Below are 15,774 nucleotides of genomic sequence, written 5' to 3' on the forward strand. Positions count from 1 at the left end.
TTACGCGCCGCCTGGTTCACCCAATCATCATCAGGCTGGCATTGCCGCCAGCGGCCGTGGTGTTCACCGACGTCGACTGCTCTTCCAGTAGCCAGTCGAGGCAATAGCCATGGCCATGATCGTCGGCATGGACCGATACGATCGGGCCGGGCAGATCAGCGACGCACTGCGCGGTCGCCGCGATCTTGGCAGCGTCGCCCTCGACCAGCGCGGCGGCATAATGGCCGGTCGCGTCCGTGCCGAAACAGGCTGCAACCTCGGCGGGCAGGCCCGGCGGGATGGTCATGCCCTGCACCACGCCATGATTGCCGGTGGCGAGGACGGCCGCCATCTGGCGGAACAGCCCCTGCCGCGTGGCGGGGCGCAGCAGGATGCGGCCGCGCGGATGCAGCGCGTAGAGATTCCTTTCCCCCACCGGACCGGGCAGCGCCAGTTCGACGCCGAGCGCCGACGCATCGCCGGTGCGGCGGGCCTGGATGGCGGCCTCCCCCTCCCCCTGTGCGTCGAGCCAGTCGGCGAAGGCATGGAGCGGGGAGCGCAGATGGCTGACGCGCTCCGCGAACACCGGGGGGGTGGCGACCAGACGGCCGAGATAGAGCGGCCCGCCCGCCTTCGGCCCGGTCCCCGACAGGCCACAGCCGCCGAAGGGCTGGACGCCGACGATCGCGCCGATCACATTGCGGTTCACATAGATGTTGCCGACCCGCACCCGGCTCGTCACGCGGGCGACCGTCTCGTCCAGCCGGGTATGGAGGCCGAAGGTCAGGCCATAGCCCGTGGCGTTGATCTGATCGACCAGTGCGTCCATCCGGTCGCGCCGGAAGCGCAGGACATGGAGGACGGGACCGAAGACCTCGCGGCTCAGGTCCGCGATGCTGTCGATCTCGATGATCGTCGGCGGGACGAAGGTGCCGTGCCTCGCCTCGGCGGGCAGCACGCTCTGCTCCACCTTGCGACCGAGCGCCGCCATGGCGTCGATATGGGCGTTGATCGCATCGCGCGCTTCAGCGCTGATGACCGGGCCGATATCGACCTTGAGCGCGTCGGTGCGGCCGATCCGCAATTGCGCCAGCGCGCCCTTGAGCATGGTCAGCGTCCGGTCGGCGACATCCTCCTGCAGGCAGAGAATGCGCAGCGCCGAACAGCGCTGGCCCGCGCTGTCGAAGGCAGAGGCGATGACGTCGGCCACCACCTGTTCCGCGAGCGCGGAGGAATCCACGATCATCGCATTCTGGCCGCCGGTCTCGGCGATCAGAGGGATCGGCCTGCCGGCCTGCGACAGGCGGGTCGAAAGCTGGCGCTGAATCAGGCGGGCGACCTCTGTCGAACCGGTGAACATGACGGCGGCGGTCTGCGGCGCGGCCACCAGCGCCGCGCCGATCCGCCCGTCGCCGGGGAGCAGTTGCAGCGCGTCGGCGGGCACGCCGGCTTCGTGCAGCAGGCGGACGGCTTCGGCGGCTATCAGCGGGGTTTCCTCGGCCGGCTTGGCCAGCACCGGATTGCCCGCAACCAGCGCGGCCGCGACCTGACCCGTGAAGATGGCGAGCGGGAAGTTCCAGGGGCTGATGCAGGTCACGGGGCCAAGCGCGACCTGCGCGGGGCCGAAGGTGCTGCGGGCCTGCGCCGCATAGTAGCGCAGGAAGTCGATCGCCTCCCGCACTTCGGCGATCGCATTGGGCAGCGACTTACCGGCTTCGCGGACGATGAGCCCAAGCAGGACCGGCATCCGCGATTGCATCGAGTCGGCGGCGCGATCCAGCGCGGCGGCGCGATCGGCGACCGGGCTGTTGGGCCAGCGCGACGCGGCGGCGCAGATGGCCGCGGCGCGCGCTTCCTCGGCCGTTGCTTCGGTGACGCGCCCCACCACGTCGCGATGATCGGCGGGATTGAACACGGTGTGCGACGGGTGCATGCGGCCTTCCGGCGCGGCGGTCCAGGCGATCGTGGCGCTATGCCGCAACGCTTCGCCCAGGCTGGCGAGCGTCGTTTCATTGCTGAGGTCGAGGCCGTCCGAATTGCGGCGGTCGGGATAGAGATGGGCCGGCAGCGCGATCTGGTCGTGGCGATTGCCGGGATGGGCCATGGCGCGCACGACATCGACCGGGTCGGCGATCATCTCCTCCACCGAGACTTCGGGATCGGCGATGCGATTGACGAAGCTGCTGTTCGCGCCATTTTCCAGCAGGCGGCGAACGAGATAGGCCAGCAACGTTTCATGCGTGCCCACCGGCGCATAGATGCGGCAGGGGCGGTTCAGCTTGCCCGCACCGACTACCTGTTCGTAGAGCGGCTCGCCCATGCCGTGCAGGCACTGGAATTCATAGTCGCCGATCGCGAAATCGGGGCCGGCGAGATGGTAGATGGTGGAAAGCGTCTGGGCATTGTGCGTCGCAAATTGCGGGAAGACGGCGTCAGACGCGGCCAATAGCTTTTGCGCGCAGGCGACATAGGCGACGTCGGTATGGACCTTGCGCGTGTAGACCGGAAAATCGGTCAGGCCATCGACCTGTGCGCGCTTGATCTCCGCGTCCCAATAGGCGCCCTTGACCAGCCGCACCATGATGCGGCGATCGGCGCGGCGGGCGAGATCGATGATCCAGTCGATGACGAAGGGGCAGCGCTTGCCATAGCCCTGCACCACGAAGCCAAGGCCGTTCCAGCCGGCAAGGTCGGGATCGGTGGCGAGGCTTTCCAGCAGATCGAGCGAAAGTTCGAGCCGGTCGGCCTCCTCCGCGTCGATGTTGAGGCCGATGTCGTAGCCTTTCGACAATAGCGCCAGCTGCTTCACGGCGGGGAGCAGCTCGCCCATGACACGATCCGCCTGCGCCCGGACATAGCGCGGGTGGAGGGCCGACAGCTTGATCGAGATGCCCGGCCCGGCATAGATGCCGCGCCCGGCCGATGCCTTGCCGATGGCGTGGATCGCCTGTTCATAATCGGCATAATAGCGCTTCGCGTCGGCGGCGGTGGTTGCCGCCTCCCCCAGCATGTCGTAGCTGTAGGCGAAGCCCTTGGCCTCCATGTCCTTCGCGCGCTTCAACGCTTCCCTGATCGTCTCGCCGGTGACGAACTGTTCGCCCATCATCCGCATGGCAAGGTCCACCCCGCGGCGGATGACCGGTTCGCCGGCACGGGCGACGAGGCGGGTCAGCGCCGCGCCCAGGCCGCGATCATCGACGCTGCCGACCAGCTTGCCGGTGACGACCAGCCCCCAGGTGGCGGCGTTGACGAACAGCGACTTGTCGCCGCCCAGATGCGAGCCCCAGTCGCCGTCGGCGATCTTGTCGCGGATCAGCGCGTCGCGCGTCGCGGTGTCGGGGATGCGCAGCAGCGCTTCGGCAAGGCACATCAGGGCGACGCCCTCCTGGCTGGAGAGCGCATATTCCTGCACCAGCCCTTCCACGCCGCTACCCTTGTGATTGGCGCGCAGCGCGGTGACGAGGGTGCGGGCGGTATCCGCAATGGCAGCCCTCGTCGTTTCCGGCAGGGTCGCTGCGGCGATCAGCGGCGCCAGCGCCTCCGCCTCGTCGCGGCGATAGGCGGCAGTGATCGCCTCGCGCAGCGGGGTGGGCTGGCGGATGGCGGGGGCGAAGGCGGCAAAGGGGGGCTGGTCGGTCATGCCGGTCAGAATAATCCAACTCCTTATGTCGTTCCGCCTTATCCAGACCCATGAATCGGACGAAGTGACTTATTACATGGCCCCTGCTAGGCAGATGGCATGGAAAATATGCCAAAATCCGTCGAACTGGATGATTTCGACCGGCGGATCATCGCCGCGCTGGTCGATGACGGCCGCATGACCGTCACCGATCTGGCCGCCCAGGTCGGCCTGTCCAAGACGCCCTGCCAGGTCAGGCTGAAACGCTTGCAGGAGGCAGGCGTCATTCGCGGCTTTCGCGCGATCGTCGATCCGGCAAAACTGGGGATGGACCATATCGCCTTTACCGAGGTGAAGCTGTCCGACACGCGGGAAGCGGCGCTGGGCGAGTTCAACGCGGCGGTGCGGCGCATCCCGGAGGTCGAAGAATGCCATATGCTGGCGAGCAATTTCGACTATCTGCTGAAGGTTCGGACGGCGGACATCCGGCGATACCGCATCGTGCTGGGCGAAAAGATCAGCGCCCTGCCCCATGTCGCCAGCACATCCACCTTCGTCGCGATGGAGACGGTGCTGGAGGCGGGGCACAAGAGGGTCAGTCGAAAAGGCTGAGCGGAATGGCATCCCCCATCGCCCGATAGCCCCCCGGCGAGGGATGGAGCGCATCGCCGCCGTCAAAGGCGGGCAGCAACCGGTCGGGCCACGCCGGATCGCGGGTCACGCGGTCGAAATCCACTACCGCGTCGAAATGGCCCGGCGTCCTGATCCACGCGTTCACCGCCTGCCGGTCCGCCTCATTGCGGGCATCAGCATGATAATAGTCGTTGCCGACGAAGGGCATGACGGTGGCGCCGATCACCTTCACGCCCCTGCCATGGGCGCGGGCGATGATCTGACGATAGGCGCCGATGATGCGGGCGACATGCGCCTTGTGCGCGCCCTCGCCAACCGGCGCGTCGCGGGTCAGGGTGCCAAGGTCGTTGATCCCTTCCAGCAGGATCAGGTGGGTGACGCCCGGCTGGGCCAGCACGTCGCGGTCCAGCCGCGCCAGCGCATTGGGACCAAGCCCGTCGTCGAGCAGGCGGTTGCCGCCGATCCCTTGGTTGACGACGGCGATATCGCGGCGCTTGGGATCGGCCTGGAGCCGCTCCGCCAGCCGATCGGTCCAGCGATCATTGCCATTGGTGGTGGACCCCTTGCCATCGGTGATGGAATCGCCGAGCGCGACGATCAGCTTCGAGGGCAAGCAGCGTTCGACTTCCAGCCCGGCGAGATGGAACCAGTGATCGAAGCTGACGGCCCCAGCCATCGCCGGATCGGTCAGATGATCGCCCGGCAGATGCCAGGAGGTGGCGCGCGAGCCGGGATGCGCGGTCTGTTCCGGCTCGCCATCATAGCGGATCGAGACGGCGATATGATCGAGCGCCCTGGCCGGCAGCGCGACCGGATCGGACAGATAGTCCGCGCCGGGCGGGATAATGACCTCCGGCGCGCCGTCGAAGCGGAGCGAGATGAGCGTCGCGGGATCGACCGTGGGCGCGGCAGCGACCTTGGCGCGGGCGATGCTGGCGCCGGCGATGCGGAGCGGCCTGGTGCCGGCCAGGTTGGAGAAGCGGACGCGGAGCCGGTCGCCCGACACGGAGGGACGGACGATCTGGCGCAATGTCCTGTCGGCCAGCGTCCCGGCGGGCAGTTCCGCATCGCCGGTCGGGCGGAACTGCGACGAGGCCCAGCCCGCCACCCAGGCCGGCGTGCAGGTTCTGGCCTGAGACGGCGCGGCGAGGAGGACAAGCGGCAGACAGAAGAGAAAAGAGAGACGCATCGTCGCCTTCCTTTGCAGGGTCATCAGGGGGTCATGGCCACGAAGTTCACACCGTCGCTGGCTTCGCATTTCCGGGCTTTTCCCTGGAAATGCGGCGGCGGCGCGGCGGCGACAGGCCAGGGACGTCACGGCCACGCGCCCCCGAGGCGCCTTGCGGGTCAGGGCGACGCGACAGCGACGCGCCCCCAGGGTCACGCCGACGCGCCGCCCAGGTCACGGGGCGGGTCGCCGCCGCGTCTATCGGGCCAGCAGAGAGCCAGAATTTGATGGAGCCATGCCGGGTCATGGAACGGGACAGATCAGATAAAATCCAACATTGGAAGCACTGTCCTTTCAAGAAAAAGGGCCGGCGTTGCGGCCGGCCCTGTCAGGTGTCCCTGGGGGAGGATCAGAAATTGGCCCGGATGCCGGCCATGATCGTGCGGCCGGGATAATAGACCGAATAAGCGGCATTATCATATTCGAAGGTGGTGCGGATCGGCTCGTCGGTGATGTTGAGCGCATCGAGCGTCAGGCGCACGCCATTGTTGAGGAAGGGCAGCTGATAGCCGGCCGACAGGTCGAGCTGGCCGCGGGCGTCGGACCGCAGCGACGCATTCTGGATGCCGTTCTGCGGCCGGTTGACCGCAATCGACTTGTCGTTCCAGACATAGTTCAGGCTGACCGACAGCCCGCCATTTTCATAGAAGCCCTGAAGATTGTAGGAATATTTCGACACGCCGGTCGCCACGAGGCCCGACGAGGAGGACTGGTCGAGATAGGTGCCGTTGGCCGAGAAGCCGAGCCCCTTGACCAGGAAGTCGAGCGGCTGGACCCAAGTCAGTTCCAGACCCTTGATCTTGAGATCGCTCAGGTTGACCGGCCGGTTGACGGTGATCGGCAAGTTGCTGACCGAAACCCCTGTCGCCGCCGCGCGATCGTTCAGGGCATTCTGCTGGGTCGACAACAGGCTGTCGAACGGAATGTTGAGCGAGCCGAACGACACTTCGTTCGAGGTGGTGACGGTGAAGCCCTGGATATTCTTCATGAATGCCGAAAGGCCGACATAGCCGATGCCGCCAGTGTAGATTTCACCACCCAGATCGTAATTGTCCGACGTGTAGGGCTTCAGGTCGGGGTTTCCGGCGGTCGCCATCAATGCCGAAGGATCGGAGAATGTGATGCCCGGCAGGATCTGGCCCGCGTCGGGACGGGTCATCGTCCGCGACGCCGAAGCGCGCAGCTTGACATTGTCGGCGACATCATAGGTCAGGTTGATCGACGGCAGGAAATTCTCGTACTTGGACCGCGACGTGATATCGACGATGGTGGTGCCGACCTGGCTTGGCCCCACCACTTCCTGATCGGTGCGGGCGTAGCGCATACCGGTGTTGATGTGCAGATCGCGACCCGCGATGGTGGTGACGCCGTTCAGCTCGAAATAGGCCCCCCACACCTTTTCATCCATGTCGCCCGTGGCGCCGCCAGTGACGGCCCCGCGCGTTTCCGGCGCACTGTCGCGATAGCTGGCATAGTTGGTCGCCTGCTTGATGGCATTGAAGTCAGGCACGATGAAGCCGGCTGTCGAAGAGCTTTTGAGATATTGGGGAATCTGGCTGGTAGTGATCGAGCCGGTGGCGCCGGTGCAGCCGGTGCCACAGACGGACAGCTGATAGGGCGAACTGTTGTCATAGGCGCGGATCGAGCGGGTCGCCTGGTCAAAGGCCGCGCCGACCTTCACGTTGAACAGATCGTCGCCATAGGTGACGTCCAGATGCGCGCCCTTGGTTTCCGTCTTGCGCCGCACCAGCTGGATATTCTGGCGATACCATTGCCAGCTGCCGTTGTTCGGATCGTTCAGGTCGAGATTGGTGGTGATCGACGGGTAATCGCCGCCTGTATTGTCATAATAGACGTCCACGCCCGACTGCGGCGTCGTCTGGAACGCCCAGGTCGGCTGTTCGCGGAAGAAGCGGCTCTTCGAATAGTTGGCGGAAAGATCGACCTTCAGATCGTCGGTCGGCTGCCAGCTGAGGCTGGGGTTGATGTTCCAGAATTTCGTCGTCTGCTTGAACAGGCTGGCTTCGAGGAAGAAGGACGAATTGGCGAAGGTGCCGCTGGTCACGACTCCATTGTCATCGACGGTCAGGTCGATCGGGATCATGCCGCCGGTCGACTGCGCGCTGGTGCCGGGGCCGGAATTGCGGACCTGCCAGTTCATGTTGACCTTGGTATAGTCGCGCTGCGACCTGGCCCAGATGCCGTCCAGGGCAAAGTGCAGTTCGTCACTGGGGCGCCATTCGAGCGACGCCAGGGCCGAGATGCGCGAGCGGGTGCCATCGGTCAGGCTGGGGCGGCCGAGGCGGGGGATGAGCGCGGTGCTCAGCTGGTCGCGGGTCAGGCCCGAGGTCGCGACCACATCGACCGGCTGGCCGGCGACGAGGCCATGGCCCGCGTTGCGCGGGACGACCGACGCCCAGGAGAAATTATTGCCGCCCGGATCGCCGGCACCGAGATTGCCGTCGGTCCAGCCGACCGATTCAAAGCCGTTGACGCGGGTCTTGGTCTTGACCCCGGCGACACCGAGCAGGATGCCGAACGTGTCGGTGGTGTGACTGGCGACGATCGCGCCGCGCGGGGAAATCTTGTCGTTATTGTCGGTATACTGGCCCTGCGCCACAACGGTGACATGGGTGCCCGGCTTGTCGAAGGGACGCGCGTTGCGCAGGTTGACGGTGCCGGCGATGCCGCCTTCCAGCGTCGAAGGCGACGGGCTCTTGGCGAGGTCGAGACGGGTGAAGAGTTCGGACGGGAAGAAGTCGAGATCGACTTCGCGGTTGGCGCTGCCGCCGTTGGTGCCGCCGTCCGACGCGACCTGAAGCTGCGAGCCGTTGAGCAGGACGCGGGTGAAGCTGGGGCCGAGGCCGCGGATGGCGACCTGCGTGCCTTCGCCGTTGATGTCGCGGTTGAGGCGGACGCCCGGCATCCGGTTCAGCGTTTCGGCAAGGTTTGTGGCGGGCAGCTTGCCGATATCCTCGGCGAAGATGGAGTCGCCGAAGGCGACCGCGTCCTTCTTGGCATTGGTCGCGCTCTGGAGCGATCCGCGGATGCCGGTCACGACGATGTCAGCGACGTCGCTATCCTGCGGGGCGGCGGCGACGGCATCGGCCTGCGGCGCGGCATCCTGCGCGACGACGGCCTGGGCCAGCGTCAGCGAACCGAGCGCCGAAGCGGCGAACAACGCAATACGAAAATGATGGTGGCGTGAAGACATGGTCATTCCCTCTCCCTGAGCGCCGCCCCCGACTCTCCGGTGGGCTCCAACTGGTAGCGCTATCAATTTCACTTCATTAAACGCCGCGTGCTTTTTGTCAAGATATGCGCATGGCGTTTATGGTAACGGTATAGTCCGGTTATCGGCCCCGGCGTGCGGCGGCGATCTCGACCTGCGCGTCTGCCAGCCCGGCGCTGCGGGCGCGCACCACGATACGGCCGGATCGGGCGGGATCGCCCTTCACGATCACCAGGGCGAGTCCGTTGAACGCATCCCGCTGATGCGAGGGGAAGGCGGTCATGTCGGTCGGATCGCCATTGTCGGTGGCGACGATCTCCCCCGGCCCCTCGATCGAAAAGTCGATCTTCTGCTTGGCGGCGGGGACGACATGACCGTCCTTGTCCAGTATCTTGAGCGTCACGAAGCTGAGGTCGCGGCCGTCGCTGGCGATGGCGGACCGGTCGGCGGTCAGCGACAGCCTGGCCGCTGCGCCCACCGTGCGGACGGTCTCGGTCGCCCAGGGCTGACCCTTCTTCCAGGTGACGACCTTCACCTCGCCAGGTTCGTAGACGACATAGTCCCAGCGGAAGCGATATTCATAGTCGCGCTTCTTCACCCTGCCCTGCGACTTGCCGTTGACGAACAGTTCCGCCTCGTCCGCAGAGGAGAAGACATGGACGGGGGTGATGTGGCCGACACGATCAGGCCACGTCCAGTGCGGCAGGATATGGGCGAATTTCAGGTCCGGCCGCCAGCGCGCCTGATAGAGCCAGAAACGGTCCTTGGGGAAACCGGCGAGATCGACGATGCCCGAATAGCTGCTGCGCGAGCTATAATAGGGCGTGGGTTCGCCGAGATAGTCGAACCCGGTCCAGACGAATTCGCCCGCGACGTAAGGGTTCTGGTCATCGGCCGCCCAGACACGATCGGGCGAGGAGCCGAAGTCGGCGGCGTGCATCTCGTAGGCGGACACCTGATGCGTGTCGGGATTGCCGCCCGACCAGGGGCGCACCGGACCGCTGATCGCGCCTGCGACGGGAAACATATATTCGCCACGGCTGGAGAGAGCGGAGGCGCTTTCGGTGGACAGGATGACCTTGTCCGGGAATTTCGCGCGGAAGGCCGGATATTGACCCACTATGCCGCGTATCCCGGCGCCCTGATAGTTGAGGCTGATGACGTCCATTTCGGCGGGCAGCGGCATGTCGGCCTTGGCGAAGTTCATTGCGCTGGTGGCGGGACGGGTCGGGTCTTCCTCATGGGCGATGGCGACCAGTTCGCGGCCGATCTTCGCGCCGGCCTCCCCGTCATATTGTTCGCCGACCTCGTTGCCGATGCTCCACAGGATGATCGAGGGGTGGTTGCGGTCGCGACGCAGCATGGCGCGGGCGTCGGCCTCATGCCAGTCGGGGAAGATCAGGTGGAAATCGTGCGGCGTCTTCTTCTTTTCCCAGCTGTCGAACACTTCGTCCATCACCAGGAAGCCCATCCGGTCGGTGAGTTCGAGCAGTTCGGGCGCCGGCGGATTGTGGCTCATACGCACGGCATTGGCACCCATGTCGCGCAGGATTTCGAGCTGGCGCTCGGCGGCGCGGGCGTTGAAGGCGGCGCCCAGCGCGCCGAGATCATGATGATTGTTGACGCCGCGCAGGGGGATATGCTCGCCATTGACGATCACGCCCTTGTCGGGATCGAACCGGATGTCGCGCACGCCGAAGCGGGTTTCATAGCTGTCGATGACCTTCCCGCCCTGGGTCACGGTGGAGATGGCGAGATAGCGGTTGGGCGCCTGCGTGGGTGGCGGTCCCCAAAGGCGCGGATTCGACAGGATGGTGGAGCCGTTCAGCACCGCCTTCGCCCCGGGGGCGATGGTGGCGGACTGGCGGGCGATGCTGGCGACAGGGCCGCCGATGCGCTTGCCCTTCGCGTCGAGCGCGTAAAGGGCGGTCGCGACCTCGACCTGCGCCTGGGTGTCGCCGTCATTGTCGAGGGTCAGGCTGAGGTCGACGGTCGCCTGCTCCTTGCTGACTCTGGGCGTGCGGACGATGCTGCCCCACTGGCCGACATGAACCTTGTTCGTGGTGGTCAGATAGATGTCGCGATAGAGGCCGCCGCCCGGATACCAGCGCGCCGAGGCGGCCGGATTGTCGAGGCGGATGGCGAGCTGGTTCCTGGCCCCCGGCAACGCATAGGGCGTCAGGTCGAGGCGGAAGCTGTTATAGCCATAAGGCCAACCGCCGACGAGCTTTCCGTTGAGCCAGACGGTGGCGTAGGACATGGCGCCTTCGACATCGAGGAAGATCGACTGGCCTTTCGCGCTGGCGGGAATGTCGAGCGTCTTGCGATACCAGCCGATGCCCCAGCTGGGCAGGCGGCCCATGCCGCCATAGGGGCCTTCGGTGATGAAGGGGCCCGTGATCGCCCAGTCATGCGGCAGGTCGACAGGGGTCCATGCGCTATCGTCGAAATTCGCCTGCACATAGGACACGTCGCCGCCGGGATTGCCTGCGGGGCGGACATGATGCTTGGCCGGATCGTTGATGAAGGGATTGGCGCTGGGAAGGATCCAGGGCTTCAGGACTTTCGCGCCGCTGTCGTCCACCTTCACGGCGGCGTCGGGGCGCGCGTCGGCCAGCTTGCCGTCGCCCGTATCCTCGATCGGTGGGCGCACGTCATAGCGCAGGTCGGTGGTGAGGCCCGCCGGGTCGCCTTTGGTGAAGCGCCAGTCCTTGCTGATGGACATGCTCTCGCGCGGCGACGTGGCGGAGGCGACCGGGGTCAGCAGGCAGGATGCCAGCAGGAGCGTGCGGATGGGCTTCATGGCGCGCCTTTCGCTTTCAGAGCCGGGCGAGCGCCGCGCGCGCGCCTTCGGTTTCGAGGATGGCGAGCCAGCGAACGAGTGCCGCACGGAACGGCGCGCTGGTCGCGAGGTCGGGCGGCACGACCGCGTCGAAGGCGAGGATTGCCGCAACGCGGTCCTCGGTCGATGCGGCTCCGGCGAGTGCGGCGGCGATGGCATCGGCCAGCGGATCGTCTACCTTGTGCGCCGCGCCTTGATCGTCCACGCCCGCCTGCCAGCGGACCCAGGTGGCGACGGCGAGCGACAGGGCGTCGATCCCCTGCCCTGCCGCCAGCCGCGCGGCGATGCTGTGGAGCAGGCGCTGGGGCAGCTTCTGCGAGCCGTCCATCGCGATCTGGCGCGTGCGGTGGCGCAGCGTCGGATTGTCGAAACGAGCCATCAGCTCGCGGCGATAGGCGGCGACGTCCAGCTCCGGCGGGGGCGACAGGGTGGTTTCCGCCTCGTCCCACAGCGCCTCCACGAACCGCCGCGCCTCGGGCAGGGCCAGCACTTCATGGACATGGTCGATGCCAGCGAGGCCGCCCAGATAGGCGATGCCGCTGTGCGATCCGTTGAGGAGGCGCAGCTTGGCTTCCTCCCACGGGGCGACCGCCTGCGTCACCTGAACCCCGGCGCCGAATTCGGGGCGCGGGCCGCAGAAACGGTCCTCGATCACCCATTGCAGGAAGGGCTCGGTCTTGACCATCGCCTGATCCTCGACGCCGATGCGCGCGGTGAGCGTGGCGATGTCCTCCGCCGTGGTCGCCGGGACGATTCGGTCGACCATGGTCTGGGGGAACGCCCCCTCCCCCGCGATCCAGTCGGCCAGCCCGGCGTCATGGCGACGGGCGAGCGCGATCACCGCGTCGCGCAGCCGCGTGCCATTGTGCGGCAGGTTGTCGCAGCTGATCGCGGTGAAGGGCGGCAGGCCCGCCGCGCGGCGCATGGCCAGCGCCGCGACCAGATAGCCGGGCGCGGTCTGCGGGCTTTCCAGCGAGGCGATATCGGCAACGAGTTGCGGGTCGCTTTCTATCAGCGCGCCGGTCGCAGGGTCGAGCTTGTAGCCCTTCTCCGTGATGGTCAGCGTCACCATATGGGTGTCGGGCGACGTTAGCGCGGCGAGCAGCGCCTGCGGTTCTTCCGGCGCGACGATGACGCGCTGGACCGCGCCGATCACCCGCGCCTGCTCGGCTGCCCCGTCGCGCACCAACATGGTGTAGAGGCCGTCCTGCGGCGCCATCTGGTCGCGCACGGCGGGCGAGCGCAGCGACGCGGCGGTGATGCCCCAGCGCAGGTCGCCCGCGTTCAGGGCATCGTCGAAGACGACCGCCTGATGCGCGCGATGGAAGGCACCGATGCCGATATGGACGACGCCGCATGTCACGGCGGCGCGGCCATAGGCCGGGCGGACGACATCGGCCGGCAGCCCGGCCAGTGTGGCGGAGGACAGGCGGGTCACAGCTTGTAGGCCGTTTTCACAAGGTCATAGGCCAGCGCGCGCGCGACATCGAACGCCTCATCCTCCTCCAGCCGATGTTCGGCGACAAGCTGGGCGAGCCAGCCGCAATCCATGCGGCGTGCGACGTCATGGCGCGCCGGAATGGAGAGGAAGGCGCGGGTGTCGTCGTTGAAGCCGACCGTATTGTAGAAGCCGGCCGTCTCCGTCGCGCGCTCGCGGAAACGGCGCATCCCTTCGGGACTGTCGTTGAACCACCAGGGCGGTCCCAGCTTGAGCGCGGGATAATGACCCGCCAGCGGCGCGAGCTCGCGCGAATAGACATCCTCGTCCAGGGTGAAGAGGATCAGGGTCAGGCGCGGATCATTGCCATAGAGATCGAGCAGCGGCTTCAATGCCTGCACAAACTCGCCGGCGGTCGGTATGTCCGCCCCCTTGTCCCTGCCAAAGCGCGCGCGCACCGCGTCATTATGGTTGCGGTGGACGCCGGGATGCAGCTGCATCACCATGCCGTCGGCGATCGACATGCGCGCCATTTCGGTCAGCATATGGCCGCGAAACTGCTCCGCTTCCTCGCGCGTGGCCGGGCCGGTCGTCACCCTGGCATAGAGCGCCTCGATCTCCGCGCGCGGCAGGTTCGCCGTGAAGGCGGACGGGTGGCCATGGTCGGTCGAGGTCGCGCCCGCCGCGCGGAAATCGGCGCGGCGCTTTTCATGGGCGCGGAGGTATCCGGCATAGCTGCCTGCATCCTCGCCCGCCATGGCGCAGAAACGCTGCACATTGTCGATGAACTTGGGATCATCGGGGTCGAGCACCGGATCGGGGCGATAGGCGGTGACGACCTTGCCGCCCCAGCCGGATTGCCGGATCGCGCGATGATGGTCGAGCGGATCGAGCGGCCCTTCGGTCGTGGCGATGACCTCGATATTGTAACGCTCGAACAGCGCGCGCGGACGGAAGGCGTCGGTCTTCAGCGCGGCGTCGATGATGTCGTAATAATGATCGGCGGTTGCCGGCTCCAGCCGCACGTCTATGCCGAACGCCTCGGCAAAGACCCAGTCCAGCCACATGCGCGAGGGCGTGCCGCGGAACAGGTGATAGTTGGCCGCGAAGCGATGCCAGATGGCGCGCGGATCGCTTTCGGTCGCACTGCCGTCGATGGTGGGCACGCCCAGTTCGTCCAGCCTCACGCCCTGGCTGTAGAGCATACGGAACACATAATGGTCCGGCACGATCAGCAGGTCGGCGGGATTGGCGAAAGGCTCGTCATAGGCGAACCAGCGCGGATCGGTATGGCCATGGGGGCTGACGATCGGCAGATCCTTGACCGTGGCATAGAGCCTGCGGGCGATGTCGCGCGTGGTCGGGTCCGACGGGAACAGGCGATCAGGGTGAAGGCGAAGCGGTTTGGTCAAGATCATGCTCCTAGGCCGGCTGTGCCACCGGTGGCAACGACCTGATAGCGCGGAATTATGAGATGAATAGTCAAAAGTGCGACGAGATAGGCGCAGGACGCCACCGCGAAGATCGGACCATAGCTGCCGACCGTTTCCAATATGGTGCCGGCGAATTTCGCCATCAGCATCCCGCCGATCGCACCGGCCAGGCCGCCAAGCCCCACGACCGACCCGGCCATCCAGCGCGGGAATACGTCGCCGGGCAGCGCATAGAGATTGGCGGAAAAGCCCTGATGCCCGGCGCAGGCCAGGCCGATCAGGCCGACCGCCACCCACATGGACGGCGCATGGGTGGCGAAGGCGATCGGCACGGCACAGAGGGCCGCGAGCAACATCGCGCTCTTGCGCGCGCGATTGACGCTCCAGCCCCGGCCCATGAAGCGTGAGGAGGCCCAGCCGCCCGCCACCGAACCGACATCGGCCAGAAGATAGACGGCGATCAGCGGCGGACCGAAGTCCAGCATCTTCACGCCATATTGCTTGTTGAAGAAATCGGGCAGCCAGAAGAGGAAGGTCCACCAGACCGGATCGATCAGGAAGCGGCCGGCCATATAGGCCCAGGTCTGGCGATGGCGGAACAGTGTCGCCCATTTGACGGGGCGGCTTTCCTCGACCGGATCGGTTTCGATCCAGGCCAGTTCCTCGGCCGTCAGGCTCTTCTTTTCGCGCGGACGACGGTAGAAGGTCAGCCAGGCGGCGAGCCAGACCACGGTCAGCAGGCCGGTCAGGATGAAGGCCCAGCGCCAGCCCATGGTGACGGCGATGATGGGGACGACCAGAGGCGTCAGGATCGCGCCGACATTCGACCCGGCATTGAAGATGCCGATGGCGAACGCCCGTTCCTTCTTGGGGAACCATTCATTGGTCGCGGCGATGGCGGCGGGGAACGTCCCCGCCTCCCCGATCGCCAGCGGAATGCGCGCGAACAGCATCCCGGCGGTCGAGGTGAAGAAGATGTGCGCGACATGCCCGAGCGTCCACAAGGACACGGCGATGGCATAGCCCGCCCGCGCGCCGACCCGGTCGATCAGGCGACCGAAAAACACATAGGCGATGCCATAGCCCGCCTGGAACCAGATGGCGAGGTCGGCATAGCCGCGCTCGCTCCAGCCATAGCGGGCCTGAAGATCGGGCTTCAGCGTGGGCAGGACGAGGCGGTCGATATAGCTGAGCACCACCGCCGCGAACAGCAGGCCGCAGACGATCCAGCGGACCTTTCCGGAGGGTTTTGAGATGGTGGTCATAGCCCGCTCCTCCCAGGAGAGGGAAGGGGCCCGCGGCCGCAGGCCGTGGGAAGGGTGGGGAGGAGGTGCAGATCGCCCTCACCCTCCCGCCGCTGCGCGGCTCCT

Annotated in this window: 8 protein-coding genes; 1 reads left to right on the plus strand and 7 read right to left on the minus strand. The window is 66.4% G+C overall.

Annotated elements, in window-relative coordinates; all coding sequences use genetic code 11:
- Nucleotides 1–16: 16 nt before the first annotated feature.
- Nucleotides 17–3,619 (minus strand): trifunctional transcriptional regulator/proline dehydrogenase/L-glutamate gamma-semialdehyde dehydrogenase, encoded by a 3,603-nt coding sequence (gene putA / locus K3M67_RS09220; RefSeq protein WP_285831333.1) that lies wholly within the window; start codon nucleotides 3,617–3,619, stop codon nucleotides 17–19.
- Between the two features lie 99 nt (nucleotides 3,620–3,718).
- Here putA and K3M67_RS09225 point away from each other — a divergent pair, with 99 nt between their 5' ends.
- Nucleotides 3,719–4,210: an Lrp/AsnC family transcriptional regulator gene (locus tag K3M67_RS09225; protein ID WP_066862806.1), complete on the plus strand. Its 492-nt coding sequence runs from the start codon at nucleotides 3,719–3,721 to the stop codon at nucleotides 4,208–4,210.
- Here K3M67_RS09225 and K3M67_RS09230 read toward each other — a convergent pair.
- The 6 genes from K3M67_RS09230 to K3M67_RS09255 form a co-directional block, all read right to left on the minus strand.
- Complete coding sequence (locus K3M67_RS09230; RefSeq protein ID WP_285831334.1) at nucleotides 4,194–5,420, minus strand: SGNH/GDSL hydrolase family protein; 1,227 nt, start codon at nucleotides 5,418–5,420, stop codon at nucleotides 4,194–4,196. The genes K3M67_RS09225 and K3M67_RS09230 overlap by 17 nt on opposite strands.
- 388 nt (nucleotides 5,421–5,808) lie before the next feature.
- Nucleotides 5,809–8,673 carry a TonB-dependent receptor gene (locus tag K3M67_RS09235; RefSeq protein ID WP_285832919.1) on the minus strand — a complete coding sequence of 955 codons (2,865 nt, stop codon included), beginning with the start codon at nucleotides 8,671–8,673 and terminating at the stop codon, nucleotides 5,809–5,811.
- Between the two features lie 139 nt (nucleotides 8,674–8,812).
- The gene (gene galB / locus K3M67_RS09240) at nucleotides 8,813–11,494 is read right to left on the minus strand and encodes a beta-galactosidase GalB (RefSeq protein ID WP_285831335.1); all 2,682 of its coding nucleotides are present in this window, start codon (nucleotides 11,492–11,494) and stop codon (nucleotides 8,813–8,815) included.
- Nucleotides 11,495–11,510: 16 nt separating this feature from the next.
- Nucleotides 11,511–12,971 carry a mannitol dehydrogenase family protein gene (locus K3M67_RS09245; RefSeq protein ID WP_285831336.1) on the minus strand — a complete coding sequence of 487 codons (1,461 nt, stop codon included), beginning with the start codon at nucleotides 12,969–12,971 and terminating at the stop codon, nucleotides 11,511–11,513.
- Nucleotides 12,968–14,389 carry a glucuronate isomerase gene (gene uxaC / locus K3M67_RS09250; RefSeq protein ID WP_285831337.1) on the minus strand — a complete coding sequence of 474 codons (1,422 nt, stop codon included), beginning with the start codon at nucleotides 14,387–14,389 and terminating at the stop codon, nucleotides 12,968–12,970. The genes K3M67_RS09245 and uxaC overlap by 4 nt, the downstream gene beginning before the upstream one ends.
- Nucleotides 14,386–15,669, minus strand: a complete 1,284-nt coding sequence (locus K3M67_RS09255; protein ID WP_285831338.1) for an MFS transporter — start codon at nucleotides 15,667–15,669, stop codon at nucleotides 14,386–14,388. Before K3M67_RS09255 ends, uxaC begins: the two co-directional genes overlap by 4 nt.
- Nucleotides 15,670–15,774: the final 105 nt, after the last annotated feature.

Origin of the sequence: Sphingobium sp. V4 (genome assembly GCF_029590555.1) — a bacterium.
In the GTDB taxonomy this organism is placed as follows: domain Bacteria; phylum Pseudomonadota; class Alphaproteobacteria; order Sphingomonadales; family Sphingomonadaceae; genus Sphingobium.